The following is a 26980-nucleotide window of genomic DNA, read 5'->3' as shown; positions in this document are numbered from 1 at the left end:
CCACTGAGAACCAGCTCAGCGCGGTGGACCTGCGGGGAGCTCGGACTGGCCGTCGTGTCCGAACACGGAGTCGACAAGTGCGTCCAGGCCGGCGTGCCACCGCGCTTCGGGCCAGTCGCGCAGGTGCTCGACCAGGTCGCTGCGGACGGCAGCGAGCAGGGCATGGGCCAGATAGTCCGCCGCCTGCGGGCCGCGTGCCTCCGCGACGAGGCCGGCCAGCAGGGCGTGCCAGTGGTCGTACGCCTCATTGCGGTACGGGCTGCCGCTCCCGGCGCTCTCGAGCGCCAGCGTGAGCACCCGGTTGTCGAGCTTGAAGCGCAGCATGGCCCGCAGCAGTTCGACGGCCTGCTCCGCCGCCGGCCGGTGGGGTGACACCGCGAGCGCAGCCTGCAACCGCAGTCCCCGTTGCTCGTAGAGGGCGCGGATGAGCCCGATGCGGTCGCCGAAGCGCCGGAACAGGGTGCCCTTGCCGACCCCGGCTGCGGTGGCGATGTCGTCCATGGACACCTGGTCGGGGTCGGCTGCGGTGTCGAAGAGACGCCCGGCGGCGGCCAGCACCGACTCCCTGTTGCGTAGCGCATCGGCCCGCACCGGACACCCCTCTCGCCAAACGGACTAGCGGTCCGTATAGTTTAAGCGGACCGGCGGTCCGCATCTTAGCGCGACCGTACCGGACGACGAAAGGACGATCATGTCGGACCACCCCACCGCCGTGTTCCATCGCGGCATGGAGCTGCTGCTCGCCAAGGACATGGCCAGGTTCATCGCGCTGTTTGCCGAGGATGCGGTGCTGGAGCTCCCGTTCGCGCCGCCCGGCCAGCCGCGTCGGGTAGCCGGGCGCGCCGAGCTGCACGATTACCTGATCAACTACCCCGCGCTGCTCGACGTCCGCGAGATCCGCGATCGAACCGTGCACGAGACCAGGGACCCCGAGGTCATCGTCGTCGAGTTCGTCGCCTCCGGCTTCGTCGTCGCGACGGGTCGGCCGTACGAGGTGCGCTACATCGCCGTCCTGACCATCCGTCACGGGCGGCTCGTGCACTATCGCGACTACTGGGATCCGATCGCCGCACAGGAGCTGCTCGGTGGCGGCCTGGTGCGCTCATGATCCTGGTCATCGGTGGCACCGGGACCACCGGCCGCATCGTCGCCGCCACGCTTGCCGAGCGCGGTCACCCCACCCGGATCGCCAGCCGACGCCCCACCGCCGGAGGGGTCCGCTTCGACTGGCGCGACCCGACCACCCACTCAGACGTGCTGGGTGGCGTGCGCGCGATCTACGCCATCCCCCCGGTCGGCGAGGTCGACCCGGCGCCGATCATGCTGCCCTTCCTCGAGCGGGCACGCGACGCCGGTGTCCGCCGGGTGGTCCTGCTCAGCTCCTCGGCCGTCCCGCCCGCCGAGCACGGGCTGGGCCTGGTGCACGCACGCCTCGGTGAGCTGTTCGGGGAGTGGGCGGTGCTGCGACCGTCCTGGTTCATGGAGAACTTCGTGGGTGAGCAGCCGTACGCCGTGAGCGCCCGCGACCATGGCGAGATCGTCAGCGCCACCGGCACCGCCCGGGTCGGCTTCGTCGACCCTGCCGACATCGCCGAGGTGGCGGTGCGCGCTCTCACGGACCCGACGGCGCACAACACCGACCACATCATCACCGGCCCAGAGGCGCTGAGCTACGACGCTGTCGCCGCCATCCTCACCGAGGCCGGCGGCCGGCCGGTCCGGCACCGTGCGATCGACGCGGCGGAACTGGCCGAACGCCACAGCGCCAACGGCATACCGCCGGACTTCGCCCGCTTCCTCGCGAGCCTGGACACGGCGATCGCGGCAGGCGCGGAGGACCGGACGACGTCGACCGTCGCAGACGTGACAGGTCGTACGCCACGATCCTTCCGGGACTTCTGCCGGGACCGCCTGTGCGCCGATCGTTCTGGCTGACACTCGGCCGGCTGTCTGGCTAGTTGCGTCGGTGGTAGTGGTTGCGGCGGGGGAGTTGTTCGGGGTCGAGCCAGGCGGGTGGGATGAACTCGGGGTGCCCGTTGTCGCCGAGCCGGACGGCCCAGTCGCTGTGGTGCACGTGGCGGTGGTGGTGGCCGCAGAGTAGGACGGCATTGTCGAGGTTGGTGGTGCCGCCGTCGGCCCAGTGGTGGATGTGGTGGGCGTCGCACCAGCGGGGTGGTCGGTCGCAGCCGGGGAAGGCGCAGCCCCGGTCTCGCAGCACCAGGGCGCGTCGTAGTGAGCCGGTGATGAGTCGGCGTTGTCGGCCGACGTCGAGTGGTTGGCCGGTGCCGCCGAGGACGGCGGGCAGGATTGCCGCGTCGCAGGCGAGCCGGCGCACGGCCTCGGGTGTGAGGTGTAGGCCGGTGTCGAGAGCGCCGTTGGTCAGCTGTCGGGTCAACTCGTCATAGGTGGTGGTGACGACGACCTGAGCGAGGTCACCGCCGTTTTGGGGGATGTCGCCGGTGCGTAGGGCGAGTCGGCAGATGTCGGCGAGGGCGTCGTGGCGGCGTTGGCCTGGGGTGCGGGCGTCGTCGGGGCAGGTGGGTGTGGTGAGGGGGTCGATGGCGGCGCGCAGCGCGGCGGCGGCTTCGGTGTCGAGGACGCCGGTGAGGCGGATTCGGCCGTCGGTCTGCTCGCTGATCGTGACGTGCCGGTCCCGCATGGCCCGCGACTCCTGGGCCCGCAGGGCAGCCTCGGCGGCGGCGTCGGCGACTTCCGGGGCGACGTGGTCGAGGATCCGGGTGCCGAGCTTGCGCAGCAGGGCGGCGTCGAACTGCGCCGCCCACTCGACGAGGACACCGACGGCCTTGTCGGCAGCCTCCGTGCCGGCGGCGGCGTGGACGGTCTCGACCGTCGCGGCGATGACCCGGACCTGCTCCACGTCGACCGAACCGCCGGCCAACGCGTCCCGCACCCCGGGCGGGGCGGTGTCAAGCGTCGCGGCCAGCTCGACCAGACGGCGGGCGGCGCCGACCCCGAGGCGCAGCCGGTCCCGCAGCCACACCGCCGTCGAGGACGCGCCCTGGGTCGTCGCGGTGCCGCGGCCGTCCAACTCCCGCACGAGGGCCAGCTTGACCGCGGCCAGCCGTTGCTCGACGCGGTGCACCGCGTCCAGCGCCACCACGAGATCGCGCTCGCCGGCGGCCCAGACGGGCGTGTCGAAGCAGGCCGCCACTGCGGCCTCGGCCTGCTCCAACGCATCGATCACAGGTGGAGATTAGAACGCCTGTACGACACTTTCCGGTGTCGTTGATCGTCCCGCCGCAGGCCGATCATCAGGACCACCGGAATGCGCGGAGGTGACGTAACCTCCCGCCATGATCGAACGGGTGAGGGTCGCGGTCGTTGGTGTCGGCAACAACACGTCGGCGTTGGTGCAGGGGCTTGCTCTCTACCGCCAGAGCGGCAGCCTGGTCGGCATCCGCCGGCCGACGATCGACGGGCTCGGGGTGGGCGACATCGACGTCGTGGCGGCCTTCGCCACCTCCGCGGAGAAGATCGGTCGGGATCTGACCGAGGCGATCTTCGTGCCGCCCAACAACTTCCCCCGGCTGAACTGCGACCTGCCCCGAGCAGGTGTGCCCGTCACGAAGGGCCTCGTCGACGCGACCGGGGTGCCGCGGGTCGCGGCGGCGTTGGCCGGTGCGGAGGTGCTGCTCTACTCGGCGCCGAGTGGCCGGCCGGAGACCGCGCGGGCGTACGCCGAGGCGGCGCACACCGCCGGCGTCGCCTTCATCAACACCACCTCCGACCCGGTCGCCCGCGTCCCGCACCTGCTGGACAGGTTCACGGCGGCCGGACTGCCGCTATTCGGCGATGACCTGGCCAGCCAGTTCGGCACCTCGGTGCTGCACAAAGCGCTGCTGCGGCTGCTCGAGGAGCGGGGCCTCACGCTGGTCAGCTCGTACCAGGTCAACCTGGGCGGCACCGAGGACTTCCGCAACCTGGTCGCCAACCCCAACACGAAGAAGCAGTCCAAGCTCAACGCCCTGACGGAAGGCCACCCCGCCGGTCGACCCGCCGCCGAGCAACCCGCTGCCGAGCGACCCGCCGCCGGCAGGGTCGAGGTGGCTCCGCTCGGCTACCTGCCGCACCTGCGCTCGCAGAAGGTGGCTCACCTCAACATCGAGGCGCAGGGTTGGGGCGAGACAGCGGTGAGCCTCGACGTGAAGCTGACGGTGCACGACCCCAGCGGTGCCGCCGGGGTCAACATCGACCTCATCCGCATCGCGGCCAGCGCGCTCCGCACCGGGCGTGGTGGCCATTCCGCCGAGGTGACGTCGTTGCTCAAGTCCCCTCCGGGTACGGCGGTCTGAGGCGGTGATGACCGTCAGCCCGCCACCCGCAGCCCGCGCCGAGGCTCGCCCCGTCAGCCCGCGCCGACGGAGCGGTACACGTCGAGGGTCTGACCCGCGATGGCGTCCCAGGAGAAGTGGTCCACCGCGCGCTGGCGACCGGCCAGGCCGAACCGCCCGGTACGCGCCGGATCGGCGAGCAGCGTGTTGATCGCCGCCGCCAGGTCGGCGACGAACGTCCCCGGTTCCAACGGGGTCCCCGACCCGTCGCTGACCTGCTCGATCGGCACCAGCAGGCCCGTCTCGCCGTCGGCCACCACCTCGGGGATGCCGCCGGTCGCGGTCGCCACCACGGCCGTCTCGCAGGCCATCGCCTCCAGGTTGACGATGCCCATCGGCTCATAGATCGACGGGCAGACGAAGACGGTGGCGTGGGTGAGCACCTGGATCACCTCGGGCTTGGGCAGCATCTCGGCGACCCAGACCACGCCGGAGCGGTTGGCCCGCAGCTCGGCGACCAGGCCCGCCACCTCGGCGGCGATCTCGGCGGTGTCCGGTGCGCCGGCGAGCAGCACGAGCTGGGTGTCCGCCGGCAGCTCCCGCGCGGCCCGCAACAGGTAGGGCAGCCCCTTCTGTCGAGTGATCCTTCCCACGTAGACGACGCTGGGTCGGGACGGGTCGATGCCGAGCCGGTCGAGCACGTCGGTCGCCTGATCCGGCGCGTACTGAATGGTGTCGATGCCGTTGTAGACCACCCGGACCCGGTCCGGGTCGATCTGCGGGTAGGCGGTGAGCACGTCGTTGCGCATCCCGCCACTGACGGCGATCACCGCGTCGGCGGCCTCCATCGCGGTGCGCTCGATCCAGGAGGAGAGCGCGTAACCGCCTCCGAGCTGTTCGGCCTTCCACGGCCGCAGCGGCTCCAGGCTGTGCGCGGTCACCACGTGCGGCACCCCGTGGAGCAGTTTCGCGGTGTGGCCGGCCAGGTTCGCGTACCAGGTGTGGCTGTGCACCACGTCGGCGCCGGCCGTGCCGGCGGCCATCTCCAGGTCCACGCCCATCGTGCGCAGCGCGGCGTTCGCGCCGGTCAGGCCGGGCGGTTCGGGGTACGCGGTGACGCCCGGCTCGGTGCGCGGCAGACCGAAGCAGTGCACCCGGACGTCGGCGCGGCGGCGCAACTCCCGGGCCAGGTACTCGACGTGCACCCCGGCGCCGCCGTAGACCTCCGGCGGGTACTCGCGGGTGAGCAGATCGACGCGCAGCGGGGTGGGTTCCGTCATGACCCCGCACCCTAATGCAGAAGAGTCCCCGTACGAGTGGTGAAGTCCGACGCGGGTGGATAGCGTCGTGGCATGGCTGCCAAGGTGCTCGCGATCGTCCTGGCGGGTGGTGAGGGCAAGCGCCTGATGCCACTCACCACGGACCGGGCCAAGCCGGCCGTCCCGTTCGGCGGGATGTACCGCATGGTCGACTTCGTCCTCTCCAACCTGGCAAACGCCGGCTATCTCAAGATTGTCGTGCTGACCCAGTACAAGTCCCATTCCCTCGACCGGCACATCACCAAGACCTGGCGGATGTCCACGCTGCTCGGCAACTACGTCACCCCGGTGCCCGCGCAGCAGCGTCGTGGCCCGTGGTGGTTCGCCGGCTCGGCCGACGCCATCTACCAGAGCTTCAACCTCATCAACGACGAGCAGCCCGACTACGTGATCGTCTTCGGCGCCGACCACATCTACCGGATGGACCCGCGGCAGATGGTGGAGGACCACATCGCCTCCGGTGCCGCGGTCACCGTCGCCGGCATCCGCCAGCCGCTGTCGATGGCCGACCAGTTCGGCGTCATCGAGGTCGGCGAGGACGGCCGGAAGATCCGGGCGTTCCGCGAGAAGCCCACCGACGCGGTCGGTCTGCCGGACGCGCCGGACGAGATCTACGCCTCGATGGGCAACTACGTCTTCACCACCCGTGCGCTCTGCGAGGCGGTCGAGCGCGACGCGGCCGACAAGTCGAGCAAGCACGACATGGGCGGCAGCATCATCCCGATGCTCGTCGAGCGGGGCGAGGCGAACGTCTACGACTTCCGCGACAACGAGGTGCCGGGCAGCAACGACCGGGACCGCGGCTACTGGCGGGACGTGGGGACGCTCGACTCGTTCTACGACGCGCACATGGATCTGATCAACGTGCACCCCGTCTTCAACCTCTACAACTTCGACTGGCCGATCTACACCGAGCAGCCGCCGTGGCCGCCGGCGAAGTTCGTCCACCAGTGGGGTGAGCGCGTCGGCCGGGCGGTCGGCTCGATGGTCTCGCCCGGTGTGGTGATCTCCGGTTCGCTGGTGGAGAACTCGATCGTCTCGCCGAAGGTGCGGGTGCACTCCTGGGCGCACGTCGAGGGCTCGGTGCTGATGGAGGGTGTGGAGATCGGCCGGCACGCGGTGGTCCGGCGGGCCATCCTGGACAAGAACGTGTTCGTCCCGGAGGGCGTCGAGATCGGCGTCGACCTGGAGAAGGACCGGCAGCGCTACACCGTCTCCGACAATGGCATCGTGGTGATCGGCAAGGGCCAGAAGGTCGAGCCGTGAGCGACAGGCACTCCCCGAGGAGGATTCCGCAGTGACCCACCCCCGTGCCGGCCAGCCCGCCGAGCCCGCCGACCTGGTCGACGTGCCGCGCCTGGTGACCGCCTACTACGCCGAGCATCCGGACCCCACGGACCCGGCCCAGCAGGTCTCCTTCGGCACCTCCGGCCACCGCGGCTCCAGCCTGCGCAACGCGTTCAACTCCGACCACATCCTGGCCGTCACCCAGGCGCTCTGCGACTACCGACGGGAGCAGGGGCTGGACGGGCCGCTCTTCCTCGCCCGGGACACCCACGCGCTGTCCGCGCCGGCCGCCGTGGACGCCCTGGAGGTGCTCGCCGCCAACGACGTCACCGTGCTCGTCGACAGCCGCGACGGTTACACCCCCACCCCGGCGCTGTCGCACGCGATCCTCACCCACAACCGGGGACGCACCAGTGGGCTCGCCGACGGGATCGTCATCACCCCGTCGCACAACCCGCCGGACGACGGCGGTTTCAAGTACAACCCCACGAACGGCGGGCCGGCCGACACCGACGTGACCCGGTGGATCCAGGACCGCGCCAACGCGATCCTGGCCGCCGGGCTCAAGGAGGTCCGCCGGATCACCCACGCGCGGGCGCGGGCCGCCGACACCACCGGGGAGTACGACTTCCTCGCCCACTACGTCGACGACCTGCCCTCGGCGATCGACATCGACGCCATCCGCGACGCCGGGATCCGGATCGGCGCGGACCCGCTGGGCGGGGCGAGCGTGGCGTACTGGGGTGAGATCGCCGAGCGGCACCGGCTGGACCTGACCGTGGTCAACCCGACGGTCGACCCGACCTGGCGGTTCATGACCCTGGACGGCGACGGCAAGATCCGGATGGACTGCTCCTCGCCCAACGCCATGGCGTCGCTGATCGCCGCCCGCGCCGACTATCAGATCTCCACCGGCAACGACGCCGACGCCGACCGGCACGGCATCGTCACCCCGGACGCGGGCCTGATGAACCCCAACCACTACCTGGCGGTGGCGATCGATCACCTGTTCCGGACCCGTACCGAATGGGGTCCGAACGCCGCGGTGGGCAAGACGCTCGTCTCCTCGTCGATGATCGACCGGGTCGCCGCGGACCTGGGTCGGCCGCTGCTGGAGGTACCGGTCGGCTTCAAGTGGTTCGTGCCCGGGCTGCTCGACGGAGCGGTCGGCTTCGGCGGTGAGGAGAGCGCCGGGGCGTCGTTCCTGCGCCGCGACGGCTCCACCTGGACCACCGACAAGGACGGCCTCCTGCTCTGCCTGCTCGCCGCCGAGATCCTGGCCACCACCGGGCGCAGCCCGAGCGAGCACTGGGCGGAGTTGGCCGAGCGGTTCGGCGCGCCCTCGTACGCCCGGATCGACGCCCCGGCCACCCGGGAGCAGAAGGCCGTGCTCGGAAAGCTCTCCCCGGACCAGGTCACCGCGACCGAGCTCGCCGGTGAGCCGATCACCGCGACGTTGACGACCGCCCCCGGCAACAACGCCCCGATCGGCGGCCTCAAGGTCAGCACGAAGTCCGGCTGGTTCGCCGCGCGCCCGTCCGGCACCGAGGACGTCTACAAGATCTACGCCGAGTCCTTCCAGGGCCCCGACCACCTCAAGCAGATCCAAGAAGAAGCCAAAAACCTGGTAGACCAGGCCCTAACCCCCTAACCCCCTAACCCCCTAACCCCTGCCCCCTCCGGGTCCGCCTTGCCCAAGTTGATCAAGAAGTTTGCGTCAGGACACGCCGCGCGGGTGACGCAAACCTCTTGATCAACGGGGCTGAGGGTGGGGTGGGGGGTGGCAGGGCAGGGGGGTTAGCAGGGTGGGGGGATTTCTTGTTGGGCTCTTCGTCGTAGTTCTTCGGGGAGCAGTTCGCGGAGCTGCTCCGGCAGGAACGGCAGGTCGAGCAGGGTCATCTTCAGCTGGTTGCGTTCCTGGTAGCGCAGCGGGTCGAAGCGGACCACCAGGCCGGCGTTGCGGCGGTACGTGATGTCCACGGCCCCCTCCGTCGCGGCGTCGCGGAACACCAGCCCGTCCATCTCCACCACGACCGGCGACGAGTCGGGCCGGAGTTCCAACCGGATCTTCTCGTCCGGCGAGAGCACCACCGACCGGGAGATACCGGCCATCGGCGCCGACGGCGTGATCACCACCGAGTCCGCGGCGGGGGAGATCAGTGGGCCACCGGCCGCGTAGCTGTACGCCGTCGAGCCGATCGGGGTGCTCACCACCACGGCGTCGCTGCGGTAGTAGCCGTACTGCTGGCCGTCGATGCCGAGGGTGACGCTGACGAAGCCGGAGCCGGGCTGGCGGACCAACGCGATGTCGTTGAACGCCACGACGTCGTCACCGCAGACGTCGCAGGCGAGGCAGGCGTGCGACTCGACGGTGAAGTCCTTCGACAGCAGCCGGCTCAGCGCGTCGGGCAGCTCCGGCGGCTCGATCTCCACGAGAAACCCCAGATGACCCAGGTGTACGCCGAGCACCGGCTTCGGGTCACGGATGGCGGAACGTAGCGCACCCAGCATGGTGCCGTCGCCGCCGATGCTGATCAACGCGTTGGAGCGGGTGGCGACCTCCTCGGCCGGCACCGGTTCGACGCAGGACGGTACGCGGTGCTGGTCCTCCTCGCGCACCATCAGCGTCTTGTGGTGGCGCGTCGCCCACCGTTCGATGATCCCGACCACCTCGGTGACATCCCGGGTGGGGTGCAGCACAAGTCCCAGCCCCGACACCCGTACAGCTCACCACATTCGCGGTGGCCGCACCCGGCGTACCGCGAAGGTGCGCCGACGGTCCGGGGACCGTCGGCGCACCTCGCCGCCGTCAGGGTCGGGGTTGACCGCTGAGGTGCCTCAGCGAGCGGGCGACCAGGTCGTCGCGGGCCGCCGGGGGCAGCCCCTCCAACCCGAAGCCCAGGTAGACCGTGTCGGCGGTGGCCACCACGGAGCCCTCCTCGAACGCCCGCTGGCTGCGCGACCAGTCGGTGGCGTTGCCACCGGATCCGGCCGGCGGACCGGCGACCGTCCAGCCGTCCAGGTCGGCCGACTCGAACGAGGTCTCCGCCACGGTCGCCCCGTCGACGAGCACCCGGGCGTCGTCCACGAAGACGCCCAGCCCCTGGGTGGCCCAGTCCGAGGCGTACGTGATCGACACCTCGACCTGCTTGCCGGCGTAACCGGACAGGTCCGTCACGAACTCCTTCCAGCCGCCGGAGGCGCCGGACGCCGCGTTCCAGCTGCCGGTGCTCCCGGTGGGCGAGCAGTCCGCACCCTGGTAGTGGGCGAGGAACGGGTGCAGCCCGACCCAGTCGCTGGCACAGCTCTCCCCGGTGGACGTGCTGGTCTTGCCGTTGACGTCCGGCAGGGTCGTCCAGTTGTCGGTGCCCACCTCGTGCGCCTCGACGAAGAGGAAGTCCCAGTCCTGCTCGATGTCGTACGAGGTGAAGAAGCGCAACTCCGCACTGCTCGCCCCGGTCAGGTCCACCGTGCGGGTGAGCCGCTTGTACGACTCGTCGCTCTGCCCGCTGTGCAGATACCACTCACCGGTACGCGGATCGAACGGCGCGCCGCCCGGCCGGGTCCAGCCCACCGGCGCGGAGCTGGCGAACTGGGGGAACTCGTCCGGCGGCAGGAAGCCCGACGTGGTCAGGAACGACGCGCCGTGCTCCTGGTTCTGCGCCGACCCGGGTGCGTTGAGCTGCCCGCTGAAGCCGGCGAACGCGCCGTCGGTGCCGGCGACCGGATACGGTCCCCCCTCCGGGGAGGTGCCGCCGTCGCTGACGTAGGTGTACGCGCCCAGCCAGTACTGCTGGAAGTCGTTCAACAACGGCAGGCAGGCGGCGGACTCGGCGTCGGTGCACTCGGGCGGCGCGTCCGGGTGGTAGACGTACGACCCGTTGGCGCCCTGGGCGTACAGCGCGTACTGGCCGCTGATCAGGAGCTTGCCGCCCTCGTTGAGGTAGTCCCGCACGGCCAGTTCGGTGGTCAGCGCCGCCTTGGCCGTGGTGCCGGGCACCTGGTCGGGGGAGCGCACGATGATGTCGTCGCCGGTCTCCCAGACCACCGTCTTGTAGTGCGACAGCACGCCCAGCGGGTGGGGTGCCGCGCGCTCCATCGCGTCGAAGTCGTACACGTCGCTGCTGCGCCCGGCGGCGCTCAGCGACGCCGCGACCTCGTCGGCGTACTTCGCGGTGGTGCCGGTCTGCGTCGGGCTGAGGCCGGTGACGTCCTCCATCGCGAGGACCAGCACGTCGCCGCCGATGTCGCGGTGCACCTGGTAGGTGAAGTGTTGACTGGCGACCACCCCGGCCCGGGGTTTGTTGCCGGTGAACCAGACCTCCACCCGGTCACCCGGCTTCGCGCCGGTGACCGTGCCGCGCAGCTCGGCGTAGTAGTCGTCGTGCGTGTCGCCGTACCGCTCGCCGCCGCGCCACTCGCGGACCGCGACCGTCTTCGGTCGCCCGCCGTTGACCGTGTAGTGCATCCGGACGTTCTTCAGCGCCCGGCGGGTGATCGAGGCGACCTGCTGGGTGCGCCCGTACGAGGTGTCGAACGCGTCCACCACGAAGTCCGGGGTGCTGCGGCCGACCACCGACACCGGGTCGTCCGGGTCCGCCGCGGATCGGGCCACGGCCAGCGCGAACGGCAGGTTCTTCTGCACCTCACCGGCGATGAGGGCCTCGTCGTCGGGGAAGATGAACTCGCTCGCGCAGTCCTCCGGGCGCCACTGGTCGTCCGGGTCGACCGCCGAGGCGGCCTCGCAGGTGGACATCTCCGGCGTGAAGCCCAACGTGCCGTACTTGACGGTGGCGTGGCTGTCGGTGTCACCGTTGGTGGTGTACAGCTCGGCGGAGATGTCCGGGTCGTAGCCGGGCACCGCCGGGTGCGCGTCGTCACCGGCCATCGCCTCGTAGATCACGTCGTCCGGGGTGGGGGTGCTCACCTGCCAGCCGACGCCGTAGAGCAGCAACTGGGCCGCCGAGTGGTAGTTGACGAAGAACTCGAACCCGACCCGCTTGAAGAGCCGGTCCAGGGCCTTGGTCTCCGGCTCCGAGTTGGGGCTCGGACCCCGGTAGGTCTCGCTGTTCGGCTCCGGTGACGAGCCCTCGTTGTCGTACCCCCACTTGTAGCTGAAGTTGCGGTTGAGGTCGACGCCGTCACCCGAGGTGATCTGCCCGTCGCCGTTGTTGTCCCGCAGGTTCTTGCGCCACAGCCGGTTGCCGGGGGTGAAGGTGTGGTCGTAGCCGTCCGGGTTGGCGACCGGCAGGAACCACAGCTCGGTGGTGTCCAACAGGCGGGTGATCTCCCGGTCGGTGCCGTAGCTGTCCAGCACGTGGTGCATCAGCCGGCGGTTCATCTCCGGCGTGATCCACTCGCGGGCGTGCTGCGCACCGGCGTAGAGCACCGCCGGTCGCTTACCGTCCTCGACGGTTCGCGCGTTCTTGGTGACCTTGACGGCGAGGATCGGCTGGCCCTGCTGGGTGCGGCCGATCGTCTCCACCTTGGCCAGCTTGGGATGACGGGCCGCGGTGGCGTTCAGCTCGTCCCGGAGGCCGCCCGGCTCTCCGTAGGGACGGAACGCCGTCCAGCCGGCCGCGGCCTGCTCCCGCAGCGCCTGCGAGGCGTCCTTGCCGCGAACCTTCTTCACCGACAGGGGGACGCCCTGGTCGGTGAGCCTCTTGGCCTGCCGGCGGCTGAGCACCGTCTCGACTGTGGTCTGTCCGGCCGCGTCGGTCTTCGCGTCGTGGCCGAGGTCGACCCCCGCCGCGCGCAGTTGGTCCCGCTGTTTCGCGTCGACCGTGCCGACGTACACCTCCAAGCCGTCGCGTGCGACCGGGTCGGACGGTGGCTTCGCGCTGGCCGGCGGGGTCAACGCCAGTGCGCCGAGCAGGGTGAGCACGCCGGCGATCGCCAGTCGTCTCGGTCTCATTCGCGCCTCCTTGGGTGAAGGACCTGTAGGCGCGAGCCTTCGGTGCGGCGTGAACGATGTCAATAGTTCAATGGGCGCGAGGTGGCTGCCCGTGTTGGTGTGGGTGCCGCCTGTGATCGTGTGGTGGACTGGCTACCGGAGTGTCGCCGAGATGATGTCCGCGATGCGGTCACCCGCCGCGCCGTCCCACATCGGCGGGGTGGGCCAGCTGGCGGGTCGAGGCGCGGCCACCGTGCTCGCCACGGTCTCGGCGAGCGTCGACCGGGTGACGAGGCGGTTCGTGCCGTGCGTGATCGTGATCGGGCGTTCGGTGTTGGGCCGCAGCGTCAGGCAGGGCACGCCGAGCATCGTCGTCTCCTCCTGCACCCCGCCGGAGTCGGTGACGACGACGGCGGCGCCGCGCACCAGGCTGACGAACTCGAGGTAACCCAGCGGGGCGACGACCCGCAGCGCGCGATGCGAGAGCAGGCCCGCGCTTTCGAGGTGTCGCCGGCCGCGCGGGTGCAGCGGCAGGATGACCGGGAGTTGGTCGGCGACCGCGTGCAACGCCTTGACCAGGTCGACGACGTCTGTCGCATCGTCGACATTGCCCGGTCGGTGCAGCGTGGCCACCACGTAGCGGTCGGGCAGCGCGAGCGTCGCCCGGATGCCGGCGACGTCGAAGCGGTCGAGATTGGCCAGCAGGGTGTCGATCATCGGGTTGCCGACCAGATGGATCTTCTCCGCCGGGACGCCCTCGGTCCCGAGGTGCGACACGGCGTCGGGGCTGGTGGCGAACAACAGGTCGGACACGTGGTCGACGACGATCCGGTTGATCTCTTCGGGCATGGACCGATCGAAGCTGCGTAGCCCTGCCTCGACGTGCGCGACCGGGATGCCCAGCTTCGACGCGACGAGGGCGGCGGCGAGTGCGGAGTTGACGTCGCCGTAGACGACGGTGAGGGCCGGGCGGTCGGCGATCATCAGTTCTTCCAGGCCGGTCATGACGCTCGCGGTCTGGCTCGCGTGGCTTCCCGAACCGACTCCCAGGTTGATGTCCGGCTCGGGCAGGCCCAGCTGCCGGAAGAACACCTCGGACATCCGCTCGTCGTAGTGCTGTCCGGTGTGGACGAGGCGCTGCGTCACGCCGTGCCGCTCCAGCGCGCGGATCACCGGTGCTGCCTTGGGGAAGTTGGGACGTGCACCCGCGACGTGCAGAACGGCGTCGGCTGGCATGGCTCTCCTCGGAAATTCGGTGCGAATCAACGGCGGCGCGCCAATAGTACAAGTTATCCAGTTTAAGGCATCTAATCGTCATAGAATGCCGAATGACGGATGCATTGCGGTGTGCGTCGCCCGGACCGGTGACCTGCCGTGAATGATGTTCTCAATTCCGAAGGCAGGCAGAGCCGCGTGAAGCAGATCGTCCAATCGGTGTCCGGCGGAGAATTGCGCATCGTCGACGTTCCCCAACCGGAGCCTGGTGCCACCGAGGTGCTCGTCGCCACGCGCAGGTCCCTGCTCTCGGCGGGAACCGAGCGCGCCGTGCGCGAGCTGGCGTCGGCGAGCCTGCTGCGCAAGGCGCGGGCCCGGCCGGATCTGGTCCGCCAGGTCGTCAACCGGGCCCGCACCGGGGGAGTCCGCTCGACGCTCGCCGCGGTGCGCAGCCGGCTCGACGAGGACATGCCGCTCGGCTACAGCGCCGCGGGTGTCGTCGTCACGGCCGGCGCCGCCACCGACGGCATCCGACCCGGAATGCGGGTCGCCACCGCGTCGGTGGGGCACGCCGAGTACCAGGCGGTGCCGGGTCTGCTCGCGGTACCCGTACCGGAGTCGGTGTCCGACCAGGCGGCCGCCTTCGGCGCGGTGGCGGCGATCGCCATGCAGGGCCTGCGGCAGGCCGAGGTGGGTCTGGGTGGCTCGGTCGCGGTCGTCGGTCTCGGCCTGGTGGGGCAGCTGACGGTACGACTGGCGCTCGCCTCGGGCCTGCACGTCATCGGCATCGACCTGCGCGACTGGACCGCTCAGTTGGCCGGCGAGTGCGGGGCCGTCGGCCTGGTCGAGGCCGGTGCGGCGACCACCGAGCAGATCATGGAACTGACCCGTGGCCGGGGCGTCGACGCGGTCCTGATCACGGCGGCGACACCCTCGTCGGAGCCGGTGGCGCGCAGCACCGAGATCGCCCGCGACCGCGCCCGACTGGTCGTGGTCGGTGACGTCGGTCTGGACCTCGACCGTCGACCTTTCTACGAGCGTGAGCTGGATCTCCGGTTCGCGCGCAGCTACGGTCCCGGCCGCCACGACCGGGCCTACGAGGAGTGGGGCATCGACTATCCGATCGGCCACGTGCGCTGGACGGCACGGCGCAACATCGAGGCGTACCTCGACCTGGTGGCCAGCGGTCGGGTCGCGGTCGACGACCTGGTGACGCACGTGTACGAGGTGGAGCGCGCGACGGCGGCCTACGACGTGCTGGCCTCCGACCCGCGCTCCCTCGCGGTGCAGCTCAGCTACTCGGCTCCCGCACAGCCGTTCCGGCAGACGATCACCCTCCGGCCGCGCCGCACCTCGACGTCGCCACGGGGCGGCCTGATCGGGGCCGGCGCCTACGCCAAGGCGACGTTCCTGCCCGCGCTCAAGGCGGCGGGCTGGGGAGACGACCTGGTCGCCATCACGTCGGCCCGGGGCCTGTCCGCGCGGCACGCGGCCGAGCGCAACGGCATCGCCGTGGTCGCACCGACAGTCGAGGACCTGCTGGTGCGCGACGACGTCGACGTGGTGTTCATCCTCAGTCGCCACGACTCGCACGCCCGCCTGGTGGCGCAGGCGCTCGACGCCGGCAAGCACGTCTTCGTGGAGAAGCCGCTCGCGCTGACCCAGGACGAACTCGACGAGGTCCGGGCCGCCTACGACCGCAACTCCGGCCACCTGTTCGTCGGGTTCAACCGTCGACACGCGCCGATGGTCGTGCACGCCAAGTCGGCCCTGGCGTCCGGGTCCGGGCCGATCACCGTCGCCTACCGGGTCAACGCCGGGCAACTGCCCGCCGCCCACTGGTATCACGACCGACGCCAGGGTGGCCGCATCCGGGGCGAGGTGTGCCACTTCATGGACCTCGCGTCGTGGCTGGTGGGCGAGCAGCCGCGGGTCGTGCACGCGTACGGCAGCGGGCGCGGCGAGCCGGGTCTGGAGGAGGACGTGAGTGTCCTGCTCGGATACCCGGACGGGTCCACGGCGACGATCACGTACTCCACCCGGGGGCACCGGCGGACGCCCAAGGAGCGCCTGGAGGTCCTCGGTCGCGGGCACACGGTGGTGATCGACGACTTCCGGCGTCTGGAGATCGACGGCCGGGAGGTGAAGCGGGTTCCTGGCGGCAAGGGACACCAGGAGTTGCTCGCCCGCACCCGAGCGGTGATCGCCGGGAACGTGCCCGACGACCGGGACCTCGACGCCTCCTTCGGCACGACGAGGGCCGCGCTGTCCGCGATCGCCGCCCTGGCCGGCATCCAGGAACACCCGTCGCGGCTGCCCACCCAGGTCGACCTGGAGAGCGTGCGGGCCGGCTCGACCTCGTGACACCCCCGCGCCCGGCGGCCGGGCGCACCGGGCGCGACGGGTCAGCGCGGGGCGGCCTGGGTCAGCGCGGGGCGGCCCGGGTCAGCGCGGCGCGTCGCCGTCGACGAGCAGCGCGAGCAGCCGGCCGAGGGCGTGGGCCATCGCGGTACGCGACTGGTTCGCCCGGATCCAACTCCGGCCGGCGGCGCCCATCTTGGCCAGTTCGTCCGGGCTCGCCTGGGTGATCTGAGCGAGGCCGTGGGCGAGGTGGCCCGGCGGGGTCACGTGTCCGGAGTCCGCGCCCAGCACGAGGTCGCCGACGGTCCCCGGGCTGTTGGTGACGATCGGCAGCCCGGCGGCCATGTAGTCGAACACCTTGTTGGGGCTGACTCCGGCCCGGAACAGCTCGACGTCGGCGAGGACGTGCACGCCGACGTCCGCGGCGTGCAGGAGGTCGGGGATCTCCGACTTCGGCACCGGGTCGAGGAAGCGGACGTTGGGGATGGCGCGGGCCTTCGCTTGAAGGCGTGCCTTCTCCACTCCCGCGCCCACCAGTACGACGTCGATCTCGGGCACCGCCTCGGCGGCGGCCAGCAGCAGGTCGAGTCCGTTGGCCGGGCCGTGTGCACCGGCGTAGACGGCGGTCCGGCGGGTGAACCGGTATCGCTCCCGCAGTTCGGCGCGGGGTCGGCTGGGTACGAAGTCCTCGGGGTCCGCCGCGTTGGGGATGAAGGCGATCTTCTCGGGCGCCACGCCCTTGCCCTCGATCGCCGCCCGGACACCGGGCGCCATGATCACCACGCGGTCGGCGCGCCGGTACAGGAACCGTTCGAGGCGCTCCAACGCCCGGTACGCCACCGACGTCTCCGACAGCGTGCCCATCTCGACGAGCACCCGCGGCCACAGGTCCCGGACCTCCAGGACGAACGGCGTGCGCCGGAGTGTCGCCACGACGCAGCCGGAGAGGCCGGCCAGGAGGTGCGGCGACGAGGCGTAGACCACGTCGGGTCGGGGTTGGCGCAGGCTGGCCACCGTGGCCGTCACCGCGTAGCTGGCCCAGTTGACCACCCGGCCCAGACCGTTGCCCCGGTACGGCGTCACGGCGACCAGGTGAAAGCCCGGCTCCGCGCGCTGCGGCCGGCCGGTGATCATGTTGCGGCGGCTCGCGATGATCACGTGCGTCCAGCCGGGCAGCCGGCTGAACAACTCGACGTGCCGGGTGCCGCCGGGATGGCCCGGGGGCACGGCGAAGTGGTTGAGGACGAGGACTCTGCGGGGGTTCATCGTGGTGCTCGCACGTGGTGGACATCCCCTGATCCGAGGTGGGTGACGGTGAGGGAGGCGCCCGCGTCGCTCCAGGCCGCCTGGTAGCGGAAGCCGTCGAGCGCGTCCGGTTCGGGTGGCGGCCCGGGTACCGCGCCGAGCCCCCACAGCGCGGTGTCGGCCCGACTCTGGGCCGTGAGCCACGTCGCCGGCTCCCAGCGTCCGTACGTTCGGCTGTGCCAGCCCGCGAAGGGCGTCGACCGGCCGCGTACCGCCTGGTGCCCGTCGAGTCCGAAGAGGTCGAGCTTGGTCCCGTCGAGGATGAGCGTGTCGTCGTCCACCACGACGTCGGGGTGCAGCGGGACGGTGAGCGACCAGGACCGGGCGGTCGCCGGCGGGTCGGCGAACTCGACGATCGCCACGTACTGCTCGGCCACCACGACCGCCCGGCCGACGCGCACCGGGTGCTCGCCGCGCGCGTACGCGTCGTGCCAGCCGAAGAGGATCGTGCGGTCCGCCAGGACGAGCGGTGTGCCGAGGTGGCCATGGCCGGTGGTGAGCCAGCGGAACGCCCGGTGTGGGACGAGCTGGTCCTGCCCGTCCGGCCGGCGTACCGGGTGGGCGGCGGAGGTACGCAACCCGTTGCGGATCTCAAGCGGGCCGTTGTAGGTGCCCGTGCCCGGGTCGGCGATCAGCCACCTGCCGTCGTGTGTGATCCAGACCGAGGTCAGGTCGGCGTGGCCGTGCGAGGGGCCGCCGTCCACCTTGAACCACACGCGCCACGGCCCCCGGTCGACACGCGCGATGCCTCCGGAGGTCGTCGCGGTCGACCGCTGGCGCGTCGTCGCGCCGAACTCCTCCGCGGTGGACTCCGGGCCGTGCGGGGGCGCGTACCACGCCAGTTCGTCGAATTCGGCGTACCACCGCGCCGGCAGCCGTTCGCCGCACAGCGCGAGCCCGAGCGCGGCGGAGCCGGCCACGTCGAGCGGGTCGCCGGAGGACGCGAGCACCCGTCCCTCGTCCCAGTCGCCGTACTGCGGGACGTCTCCGTCGAACACGCCGAGCCGGGCGAGGTGCAGGCTGGCGGCGTGCAGATCCCGGCGGACGCTGGGCGGCGCGCCGCCGAGCAGCACCCGCACGATGAGCATTTCGAGGACGAACCGGTGGTACGACAGCGAGTCCTCGATCATCCGGCCGTCGGCGCCGAAGTGTCGGCGTTGCTGGGCGGCGAACATCTTCTCGCCGGTACGCGCCCACCAGCGGGCGCGCCGCGCCGCGGGGAACATCCGGGCGAGCAGCATGAGCCCGAGCGCGTCACCGAGCAGGTGGTTGTTGCGCATGCTGCTCAACGTGTAGGGCAGCTCGACCATCAGGTGTCGGGCGCTGGACAGCAGCAGCCGTTCCATGGCGGTCCCGACGTCGCCGGGTAGTCGATCGCCGACGAGCGCGAGGATCTGGTTCCAGGCGATGGCGCGCAGGGCGAGTTCGAGGCTGGAGTACCAGTTGACGCCCCGCTCCGGCGGGGACTGCGTACACCAGGCTCGCAGCAGTTCGTCGAGGCCGCCCTGCCACGGGCCGGTCGGGTCGAGGCGGGCCGCGCGGGCCAGGATCACCAGGTCACGGTGGCGTGCCGCCTCCCAGGTGTGCTTCACGTCGGACAGGCGAGCCTCGGAGCGGATGTCGATGCGCCACCACGGGTCGTCCGCCGGCCACTGCCGTCCGGTCAGCGGGTCGGTGCTCCACGGTGCCGACACACCCGTCGCCACGCGGGCGCCGAAGACCCGGAGCCCGTCGTTCAGCACCTGGCCGGCGTCGTCCAGGCAGCGCTGCCGTGCGCCGTCGCCGATCGGCCGCACGCCGGTCAGCGGCACCGACGCGGCCGGGTGGTGCCGGTGCGCCTCGCCGCGGAACAGGACCGCGTGGAATCCGGTGCGCTTGGATGCCTCGTACGCCGCGCGCAGCGGTGCCGACAGGCCCAGCGCGCGCATGTCCACGGCGATCGCGCGGAGATCGGGTTTCACCTTCGACGTCCCCTTGGGCAATGGCGATTCCGTCGTTTCGTCCCGACCGGGACCGTGGGTGTAGGAAGCTGCAAGCGCAGATCAAATCGGGCATTTAGGACGCTCTTCGGTGGTGCCCGGGTCGTGGTGGGGCGCGCCGGTCGGGGCGGGTCGTCGGACTGTCGTCTGTCCAACGCCGCCGGTGCCGCATCAGTGACGACACCGCCGGTGACGACGTCCGCGGATGCCGCCGCAGGGACGAGAAGGAGTGGTCGTGACAGCGCAAACCCGGGCGCCGCTCGGCCCCCGTACGCCGGTGCCGCCTCCGGCCGGTGCCGGATCACGCCCCGGAGGTCGGGCCGTGGCCGTGGCCGGACGGGGTGGCCGGCGGACGAGGATGACGACTCTCGCCGTCGCGCTGCTGTGTGTCGCGGCCTTCCAGGCGTCGTCGGCGAACGCCTGGCTGACCGTCCTGCAAGCCTCCGCCGCGGCGATCCTGCTCAGTTGCCGCCTTCCGCGCCCCCGACTGCCCGACGCGCTGGCGGTCGCGGTAGCGGCCTGGGCGCAGCTCACCGTCGTCTGGTCCAGCGACGTCGCGCAGACGCGGAGCGTGGCCCTCGCGTACACCTCGGCCGCTCTGCTGTTCGTCGCGGTCCGCCACGTCGCCACGACGCCGACGCACCTGCTCGCGGTCGGGGGTTCCTACATCGTCGGATGCGCCATCGCCGCGTGGCACCTGATCATCGAGGCGCGCGGAGCCGGGGGACAGGCCAGCGCGATGGACATGGCGGTGCGCTTCGGCATCGAGGGCACGAACATCAACTTCACGGCCTACTCCAGCGTCACCGCGTTCGTCCTGGCGCTGGGCCTGTTGAAGATCCGCGGTCAACGGCGGCTCTTCACCATCGGTCTGATCACCGCGTTGCCGGTGCTGGCGTCCGGGATCTTCCTGAACCGGACCAAGGGTGCCCTGGTCGCCCTGCTGCTCGTGGTGGTGTACGCACTGCTCAGCGAACTCAACTCCCGGGTGACCTGGGTGGCCGCGGTCGCCGTGGTGCCGACGCTGCTGGTGACGGTGCCGCTCGGTCTGGGGCAGAGCGCGTTGACGTGGGCCGACGATCTCATCGGCTCGGCGGCGACCGGCGACGTGCTGAGCCGTGTCGAGTTGTGGCGGTACGCGTCCTCCTACTGGTGGGAGGCCCTCTGGGTGGGCGGCGGCGCGGGCACCTTCGAGCTCTGGAATCCGTTGGGCATCCGCCCGCACAACGCCGTGCTCGCCGTCGCCGTGGACCTGGGTCTGCTGGGCCTGCTGGGCGTCGCGGCCCTGTTCGGGGTGGTGCTCGCCCGGCGGGCGGCGCAGTGCCCGGTCGGGCTCCGGGTCGCCGGGCTGTTCCTGGTGGGGGGATTTCCGCTCTGGCTGACCGGAGTGTGGGAGTTCGAGCGGGGGCCGTGGCTGGTACTCGCCCTGCTGTCGATGCTGCCGGTCCAGGTCGCCGGCCGTCGCCGGGCGGGCGACCCCGGGCGGCGAGCGACAGGCCTGCCGGGTCCGGTGCGGGTCCGCGCCGCCGGACGTCCGGCCGGGGCGACAGTTCTGGACTGGCCGGGGGCCATCACCCGGTGACCACCCGATCGTTGGCTCGTTCAGTGACTTCTGAGAGCCAGCGATTTGGACCACGACGCCGCGGAGCGACCGTCCGCGCCGCCGAAACCTGGCCTGGCACGACGACGGGCCGCGTACGGGCGTCGGGTGCTCAACAGTGTGGAGGGTCGGCGAGTGCAACCGCGGAATCCTGGCCGGGTCGACCCGCGACCGTCCGGGGCTGGCCGCCCGGCCGGGAGTGGTCCTCGGTGACCACCGTCGACGGAATCAGTCGTGGCCGACACCGCTCGCCGGTCGGCGACCTGCAACTCCTGGCCGCGCCGCGACCTGAGCACCGGGTACCCCCGACCGGGGCGGCGCTCCGCGCGGCACCGGCCGGTCACACGGTCACCTGGCTGCCGCTGGTGCTGGCGCTGTCGTGGATGCTCGGCACGTTCGCCGTGTTCTGGTCGACGCGACTGGCCCGCGATGTCACCAACCCCTACCAGCTCTCCGCCTTCGTGCTCCTGGCGACGGCGCTGTTCGCCGGTGGGTACGTGGCGCAGATGGCCCGCCGTCCGCCCTCGCTGGCCGCCGCGACACACTCCATCGGCCGCGTCCGGCTGGTGCGTCAACTGGTCCTGGCCAGCGCGGTCTACTACGTCGTCGTGAGCCTGACGCGGCTGACCCAGTTCGGCGCCACCGGCCCCAGCAGCGTGTGGGCGAACATCCAGGCACCCGCCGCCGGATACGTCAACAAGTTCGACGTCTATCAGCAGGGGTTCGGCAGCACGAGCCCGTGGATGACCGCGCTCTTCCCGCTCGGCGTGCTCAGCGTTGCCCTCGTACCGCTGCTGGTCGTGCACTGGCGCAGTCTGCCCGGCTGGCTGCGACTCGCCGGCGTGGGCGCGACGACCACGCACATCGCGTTCTACCTCTTCATCGGCACGATGAAGGGCCTCGGCGACGTCGTCATCATGCTCGCGGCCGGAATGTTGATCGCGTGGGCGTCGGTCCGGCACCGGCCGCGGACCTACTCGCGCCGGCGTCGGGCGCTCCTGCTCGTCGTCGCGGCGTTCGTGCTCCTGGCCACCTACATGATCCACAATCACGCGACGCGGGCGGCCGAGTTCGGCACCACGGGCGACGTGGTGCGCGTGAACCCGTCGGTGGAACGTGTCCTGGGTAAACCGATGGCCGAGGGCATCGCCGCGATGATCGGTTACCCGACGCACGGCTACCTCGGGTTGTCCTACAACCTGCAGGTGCCCTTCGAGTGGTCCCGTGGTCTCGGCAGCGCGCCGTCCGCGGCGATCTTCGCCGAGCAGACTCTCGACGTGGACCTCACCGACCATCCGAGCTTCCCCGACCGGACGGAGAACGAGATGGGGTGGCCGGCGCGCATGTACTGGGCCACCATCTATCCGTGGCTCGCCTCGGACCTCACCTTCCCCGGTGCGGCGCTGTTCATGGGGTTGGTCGGGTGGCTCTTCGCCGGCTCGTGGCGTGCGGCGGTGTCGTCCCGCCGGGTGGTCCCGTCGCTGATCTTCGCGCAGCTCTGCATTCTCGTCTTCTACGTGCCGGCGAACAACCAGCTCGGGATGGCGCCGGAATCCATTGTCGGGATGGCCACGCTCCTGGCCCTGCACGTGCTGCGGTCGATCTTCGGCGAACATCGGGCGCCCGCCCCGGGTCCGACCTTCACCGCACGGGCTGCCAACAGGTAGGCGCCACGCCCGCCCGGGCTGGGCGGCGCGGGTGCGCCGTCAGCCCCACTGCCGGAAGAACCTGCCGAGCGGTTCCGCGTACGCCCGGTAGTCGAACGATTCGAGCGCCTGGCCGCGCGCGGCCTGGCGCATCATGCTGCGCTGCGCGGAGCTCAACCCCGCCGCCGCACGGAACGCCCCGGTGACCTCGGCGACCGAGTGGTCCCGGCAGACCAGGCCCTCCCGGTGGGGGCGCAGGTATCTGCCCATGTCGCTGGTGAGGTTGGCGATCACCGGTGTGCCGCTGGCGAGGCTCTCGCAGAACTTCGTCGAGAAGCCCGCGTCCGCCGCCCGCTCCGGCCTGCGGACGAGCACCGTGAAATCCGCTTCCTGTAGGGCGTTGGACACCTCGGCCTGCGGTAGCCGCCCCAGGCACCGCACCCCGTCCGGCAGCGGCCGACCGTCGAAGAGGCGGCGCACCTCGTCCAGCGTCGGGCCGTAGACGCGCAGCTCGACACTCGCGCCGTCGCGTTGGACGTTGCCCACCGCCTCGATGACGGTGCCCAGGAGATCCTTCTTGTTCCCGTGCGGGTTTCCCGCGTAGGCGAGCGTGAGCGGAGGTGCGTCGCCCGCGGTCTGCCGTGCCTCCAACGTCAGGCCCTTGACGTCGAGAGTGGGTGGCACCCGCAGGACGGGTCTGCCGCTGCGCCGGTAGTGGTCTTCCAGGTAGGAGCTGATCGCGATGATGCCGTCGCACCGCGGGTAGTAGTGGCGCAGGGCCAGCTTCATGCTGACGTGCAGCGGGCCGAGGTAGCCACCGCGCACGTGGCGGCCGTTGAACCAGTCGACGACGTCGACGATCAGCGGCACCCGGTGCCGGCGACACCAGCGCTGGAGATGGAACATGTACTGCGCCTGACCGCCGTGCACCAGCACGTGGGACGGCTTGGTCGGCTGGGCGTCGAGCCACCGGACCGTCCGCTGACCCCAGCGCACGAGCGTCTGCACCGAACTGCCGAGCGGCCCCGCCTCCGGCGACGGCCGCTCCGCGAGACCGAGGTGGGAGATCGAGCCCGGTCCGTCGACGCCCGGCAGCGCCGTGCTGGTGAGCGGCTCCGGTCCGCCGCCGGCGACCACCACGTCGTAGCCGGCGGCGGCCAGCGACGCCACCAGGCCGTAGACCCGCCGGGACCCCGCCTCCCCCCACGGGAAGAGGAACGGACCCACACAGGCAACCCATCCGGTACGTCTCATCGCAGCACCCATCTAGGTCAGTTGCCGGCCGGCGACCCCGGCGGTGGTGGATCCGGTTCGTGCCGCCGAGCCCAACGTGGCGGCGAACCGCGCGGCCACGTTCTCCTTGGCGTGCTCCTGCCGTGCGAACGCGGTCCCGTTGCGGGCCAGCCGTTCCCGCAGGGCCGCGTCCCGGCAGAGGTCGGTCAGGCCGCGGACGAGCGCCGCCGTGTCGTCGGTGCCGACGATGACGCCCGCATCGGCCTCCTGGATGTGGTGCATCGAGGCCACCTCGGCCGGCCCGTAGCCGAGGATCGGCCGGCCCGAGGCGAGGTACTGGGGGATCTTCGTCGAGACCGAGTAACGGGTGTAGCGGCGGATCTCCTCGTCGAAGGACTCGATGTGGACGAGCACGTCCGCGCCGTGCAGCGCGGCGGGCACCTCGTCGCTGGTCAGCGACGGCCCCAGCCGTACCCGCGCCAGCGACGCGAAGTGTGGCGCGTGGCGGGTGAGGTCCTGCTCCGGAGCGTGGATGGTCAGCCGGACGGGCAGACCAGCCGCGGCCAGGTCGTCCAGTGCGGCGCCGATGTCGCGCAGCGACTCCCAGCGGTTGAGGTGCAGGGCGCCGACGTAGACCAGCTCCGTCGTCGCCCGCTGCTCCGCCGCGCCCCGGGGTGGGGCGAAGAAGGTCTCGTCGACGCAGTTCGCGAACGGGCTGAACGGGACGCCGTACCGCCGGGCGTACTCCTGGGCCATCGGCGCACTGATGACCATGCCGAGCGGTGCCCGGCTGATGAGTCGTGCGACCGTCTCCTGGACGGACCGGTCGGCCCGGCCGAAGAGTTCACCGTTGTCGTACAGGGTCGCCGGCCAGTCGTCGGTGAAGTGCGGCACGACCGGGACGCCGCAGGTACGCGCCGCGAGCGCCGTGATCCTCGTCAGCCGCACACTGCCGAGCATCGAGTAGACGACATCCGGCCGGAAGCCCCGCATCCACTCGATCAGCGCCGGGGGAACGCGGATCGGGCTGAGATCGGCGGTCGCCCGCAGTTGCGCGTAGATCTTGGCCAGGGCGGGCCGGTTCTCCGCCGCGGCGTGTACGGCGGCGATCGGCCGGCTCTGTTGCAGCGGCGTGCGACCGTTCCAGCCCGACATCCGCATGGCGTAGTACTGGATCGGCAGGTAGTGGTCGCGCGGCGGAAAGTGGAAGAAGTTCTCGCACACGTCCGTGGTCGGCGTGATGTTCCCGGTGTGCACCTGGGCGAGGCGGTCCTTGGGCCAGCCGGAGAAGAGGTTCGACAGGGTCAGGGCGGTGCCGCTGACGCGGCTGAAGGGCGTGTGGCTCACCACCAGTACCCGTGGGAATTCCTCGTCGAACACCATTGGTGCCTCCACCTCTCTCATGTGGTCCGAATTCTCAGCGCCCGCCGGTAGCCGAAGATGGCCGCCGGGACAACGGTCACGGTGTAGATGACAACGGCGGCGTACGGTGCCGCGGCCACTCCCCACCAGTGCACTCCGAGCAGTTTTCCGACAATGGACAGCGGTAGGTACAGCAGATAGCCGCACAACTGGGGGCGGACGACTCCGGCCGCGTTCTGCACCATGAACCGTGGTGAGATCGCCGCCAGCACGATCCACCAGCAGGCGAGGCCCAGCAGCAGTGAGCGGTTCCCGATCGAAATGGGAAGCCAGGCGGCGAGAATCTGCTCGCCGAACAGCACCAGGATGGTCGACGGCAGGAGGGCGATGAGCGTCGAGACGATCGTCATCCGGCGCACGGTGCGGCGAATCCAGTCGAGGTCGCCGCGCGCCAGGGCCTCACCGTGCATCGGCCACAGTGGTTGGTTGACAAGTGTCACGAGCGCGCCGAGCTGGTTGAACAATCTGGCCGGCACCGCGTACGCGGTGACGCTGGCGAGGCCCAGCAGGTGCGCGATGATCAATGGGTCGGCGTTGTCCGCCAGGACCATGATCAGGGTGACCAGGAAGAACATGCCGCCCAGGCCGAACAGCTCCCGGACTCCCCGACCGTCGACGAATCTCAGGCGGGGCGCCAGGTGCGGCAGCCGCCAGCCGAACGTCCAGACCGTGTTGGCGATGTTGACGAGCAACGGGCCGATGGCGATGCTGGCGATCACCGCTATCGGGGGCAGTTTCGCGTACACCGCGCCGAGCGCGAGGGGTAACGAGAGCGCGCTCGCCGTCGCCTGCCAGACATTGCTGGCCGCCACCTGCTGATACGCGTACTGGACGCGGGCGACAAGCGACAGCGGAATGTTGAGCAGGAACGCGGTCAGGCACACCAGGGCGACGAGGTGGGCGTCCCGCGCCGCCGTCCCGGTCGCGTTGAACAGCAGCGGCCACGGGACGAATCCACCGAGCAGAAAGAGCAGGCCACACGTCGGGAGCGCCACCCCGCACACCGCCGCGTAGGCGCTGGAGACGTACCGCCGGGCCGTGTCCGAGTCGCCGTCCACCCGACAGGGCGCGAGCCTCGTCATGAGCCCGAGGCCGACACCCAGGTCCGCGAAGGCGACCATCCCGGTGACGGCGAGCACCGCGGCCCAGAGCCCGTACAGGTCGGTGCCCAGGTAGGACAGGGTCACGGGGAGGAGGACGAGTGGTACGAGAGCGCTGACCGCCCGGCTCAGCGCCGCGGTGGCGATCCAGGACAGCAGTCGACGAGCGCGGCTCGGGCCGGGGGGAGCGGCGTCGACCGTAGCGGGTGGCTCCAACGTCTGGACGGCCCGCCGCGACCTGGGCGATGCGGCGTGCAGCGGCTCGTACCGCTGAGACCTGCCGTCCCGGGTCCGCATCTGTCGGTCCTATCGCTTCGCGGCGAACGCC

19 protein-coding genes are annotated in these 26980 nt (G+C 71.1%); 8 read left to right on the top strand and 11 right to left on the bottom strand.

Annotated features, from left to right (window positions below; all coding sequences use genetic code 11):
- Positions 1–15 precede the first annotated feature (15 nt).
- Complete coding sequence (locus AB0C01_RS01755) at positions 16–591, bottom strand: TetR/AcrR family transcriptional regulator (RefSeq protein ID WP_357569956.1); 576 nt, start codon at positions 589–591, stop codon at positions 16–18.
- 136 nt (positions 592–727) lie between these two features.
- Between AB0C01_RS01755 and AB0C01_RS01750 the strand changes: the two genes are divergently transcribed.
- Positions 728–1108 (top strand): nuclear transport factor 2 family protein, encoded by a 381-nt coding sequence (locus AB0C01_RS01750; protein WP_357569955.1) that lies wholly within the window; start codon positions 728–730, stop codon positions 1106–1108.
- A complete protein-coding gene (locus AB0C01_RS01745; RefSeq protein ID WP_357569954.1) occupies positions 1105–1935 on the top strand; it encodes an NAD-dependent epimerase/dehydratase family protein in 831 nt (276 codons plus the stop codon). Before AB0C01_RS01750 ends, AB0C01_RS01745 begins: the two co-directional genes overlap by 4 nt.
- A gap of 19 nt (positions 1936–1954) precedes the next feature.
- Here the strand turns inward: AB0C01_RS01745 and AB0C01_RS01740 are convergent, their stop codons facing one another.
- Entirely contained in the window at positions 1955–3205 is a 1251-nt protein-coding gene (locus AB0C01_RS01740) for a DUF222 domain-containing protein (protein WP_357569953.1), read from the bottom strand.
- Positions 3206–3314: 109 nt separating this feature from the next.
- Here AB0C01_RS01740 and AB0C01_RS01735 point away from each other — a divergent pair, with 109 nt between their 5' ends.
- Positions 3315–4313, top strand: a complete 999-nt coding sequence (locus AB0C01_RS01735; RefSeq protein ID WP_357569952.1) for an inositol-3-phosphate synthase — start codon at positions 3315–3317, stop codon at positions 4311–4313.
- A gap of 53 nt (positions 4314–4366) precedes the next feature.
- Here AB0C01_RS01735 and glgA read toward each other — a convergent pair whose 3' ends face one another.
- A complete protein-coding gene (glgA, locus tag AB0C01_RS01730) occupies positions 4367–5572 on the bottom strand; it encodes a glycogen synthase (RefSeq protein ID WP_357569951.1) in 1206 nt (401 codons plus the stop codon).
- A 72-nt stretch (positions 5573–5644) separates the two neighbouring features.
- Between glgA and glgC the strand changes: the two genes are divergently transcribed.
- The gene (gene glgC, locus AB0C01_RS01725; RefSeq protein ID WP_357245759.1) at positions 5645–6877 is read left to right on the top strand and encodes a glucose-1-phosphate adenylyltransferase; all 1233 of its coding nucleotides are present in this window, start codon (positions 5645–5647) and stop codon (positions 6875–6877) included.
- Between the two features lie 31 nt (positions 6878–6908).
- Entirely contained in the window at positions 6909–8549 is a 1641-nt protein-coding gene (pgm, locus tag AB0C01_RS01720; RefSeq protein WP_357245756.1) for a phosphoglucomutase (alpha-D-glucose-1,6-bisphosphate-dependent), read from the top strand.
- Between the two features lie 146 nt (positions 8550–8695).
- Here the strand turns inward: pgm and AB0C01_RS01715 are convergent, their stop codons facing one another.
- The 3 genes from AB0C01_RS01715 to wecB form a co-directional block, all read right to left on the bottom strand.
- Positions 8696–9616, bottom strand: coding sequence for an NAD(+)/NADH kinase (locus tag AB0C01_RS01715; RefSeq protein WP_357245753.1), 921 nt, complete (start codon positions 9614–9616; stop codon positions 8696–8698).
- A gap of 91 nt (positions 9617–9707) precedes the next feature.
- The gene (locus AB0C01_RS01710) at positions 9708–12812 is read right to left on the bottom strand and encodes a M14 family zinc carboxypeptidase (protein WP_357569950.1); all 3105 of its coding nucleotides are present in this window, start codon (positions 12810–12812) and stop codon (positions 9708–9710) included.
- 132 nt (positions 12813–12944) lie between these two features.
- Entirely contained in the window at positions 12945–14027 is a 1083-nt protein-coding gene (wecB, locus tag AB0C01_RS01705) for a UDP-N-acetylglucosamine 2-epimerase (non-hydrolyzing) (RefSeq protein WP_357245747.1), read from the bottom strand.
- A gap of 177 nt (positions 14028–14204) precedes the next feature.
- Between wecB and AB0C01_RS01700 the strand changes: the two genes are divergently transcribed.
- Positions 14205–16370 (top strand): bi-domain-containing oxidoreductase, encoded by a 2166-nt coding sequence (locus AB0C01_RS01700; protein ID WP_357569949.1) that lies wholly within the window; start codon positions 14205–14207, stop codon positions 16368–16370.
- An 81-nt stretch (positions 16371–16451) separates the two neighbouring features.
- On the opposite strand, the gene AB0C01_RS01695 is transcribed toward AB0C01_RS01700, so the two are convergent.
- Positions 16452–17633 carry a glycosyltransferase family 4 protein gene (locus tag AB0C01_RS01695; RefSeq protein WP_357569948.1) on the bottom strand — a complete coding sequence of 394 codons (1182 nt, stop codon included), beginning with the start codon at positions 17631–17633 and terminating at the stop codon, positions 16452–16454.
- The gene (locus AB0C01_RS01690) at positions 17630–19633 is read right to left on the bottom strand and encodes a heparinase II/III family protein (RefSeq protein WP_357569947.1); all 2004 of its coding nucleotides are present in this window, start codon (positions 19631–19633) and stop codon (positions 17630–17632) included. The genes AB0C01_RS01695 and AB0C01_RS01690 overlap by 4 nt, the downstream gene beginning before the upstream one ends.
- Positions 19634–19886: 253 nt before the next feature.
- Here AB0C01_RS01690 and AB0C01_RS01685 point away from each other — a divergent pair, with 253 nt between their 5' ends.
- A complete protein-coding gene (locus AB0C01_RS01685; protein ID WP_357245736.1) occupies positions 19887–21233 on the top strand; it encodes an O-antigen ligase family protein in 1347 nt (448 codons plus the stop codon).
- A 227-nt stretch (positions 21234–21460) separates the two neighbouring features.
- Positions 21461–22918: a hypothetical protein gene (locus AB0C01_RS01680; RefSeq protein WP_357245733.1), complete on the top strand. Its 1458-nt coding sequence runs from the start codon at positions 21461–21463 to the stop codon at positions 22916–22918.
- A 39-nt stretch (positions 22919–22957) separates the two neighbouring features.
- Here AB0C01_RS01680 and AB0C01_RS01675 read toward each other — a convergent pair whose 3' ends face one another.
- From AB0C01_RS01675 to AB0C01_RS01665, 3 genes are read right to left on the bottom strand one after another with little or no spacing between them, the layout of a single operon-like run.
- On the bottom strand, positions 22958–24151 hold the full coding sequence (locus AB0C01_RS01675) for a glycosyltransferase (RefSeq protein WP_357569946.1): 1194 nt from the start codon (positions 24149–24151) through the stop codon (positions 22958–22960).
- A 12-nt stretch (positions 24152–24163) separates the two neighbouring features.
- Positions 24164–25534, bottom strand: a complete 1371-nt coding sequence (locus tag AB0C01_RS01670; protein ID WP_357569945.1) for a glycosyl transferase family 1 — start codon at positions 25532–25534, stop codon at positions 24164–24166.
- Positions 25531–26949: an oligosaccharide flippase family protein gene (locus AB0C01_RS01665; RefSeq protein WP_357569944.1), complete on the bottom strand. Its 1419-nt coding sequence runs from the start codon at positions 26947–26949 to the stop codon at positions 25531–25533. The genes AB0C01_RS01670 and AB0C01_RS01665 overlap by 4 nt, the downstream gene beginning before the upstream one ends.
- Positions 26950–26980 lie beyond the last annotated feature (31 nt).

The sequence above is a fragment of the Micromonospora sp. NPDC048905 genome, assembly GCF_040649655.1.
Taxonomy (GTDB): Bacteria; Actinomycetota; Actinomycetes; order Mycobacteriales; family Micromonosporaceae; genus Micromonospora.
This window is presented reverse-complemented; position numbering and strand designations above follow the sequence as displayed.

Coding starts and splice junctions, on each gene's coding strand:
- AB0C01_RS01750 (WP_357569955.1), top strand. CDS start 728: ATGGAGCTGCTGCTCGCCAAGGACATGGCCAGGTTCATCGCGCTGTTT.
- AB0C01_RS01745 (WP_357569954.1), top strand. CDS start 1,105: ATGATCCTGGTCATCGGTGGCACCGGGACCACCGGCCGCATCGTCGCC.
- AB0C01_RS01735 (WP_357569952.1), top strand. CDS start 3,315: ATGATCGAACGGGTGAGGGTCGCGGTCGTTGGTGTCGGCAACAACACG.
- glgA (WP_357569951.1), bottom strand. CDS start 5,572: ATGACGGAACCCACCCCGCTGCGCGTCGATCTGCTCACCCGCGAGTAC.
- glgC (WP_357245759.1), top strand. CDS start 5,645: ATGGCTGCCAAGGTGCTCGCGATCGTCCTGGCGGGTGGTGAGGGCAAG.
- AB0C01_RS01710 (WP_357569950.1), bottom strand. CDS start 12,812: ATGAGACCGAGACGACTGGCGATCGCCGGCGTGCTCACCCTGCTCGGC.
- wecB (WP_357245747.1), bottom strand. CDS start 14,027: ATGCCAGCCGACGCCGTTCTGCACGTCGCGGGTGCACGTCCCAACTTC.
- AB0C01_RS01695 (WP_357569948.1), bottom strand. CDS start 17,633: ATGAACCCCCGCAGAGTCCTCGTCCTCAACCACTTCGCCGTGCCCCCG.
- AB0C01_RS01675 (WP_357569946.1), bottom strand. CDS start 24,151: ATGAGACGTACCGGATGGGTTGCCTGTGTGGGTCCGTTCCTCTTCCCG.
- AB0C01_RS01670 (WP_357569945.1), bottom strand. CDS start 25,534: ATGAGAGAGGTGGAGGCACCAATGGTGTTCGACGAGGAATTCCCACGG.
- AB0C01_RS01665 (WP_357569944.1), bottom strand. CDS start 26,949: ATGCGGACCCGGGACGGCAGGTCTCAGCGGTACGAGCCGCTGCACGCC.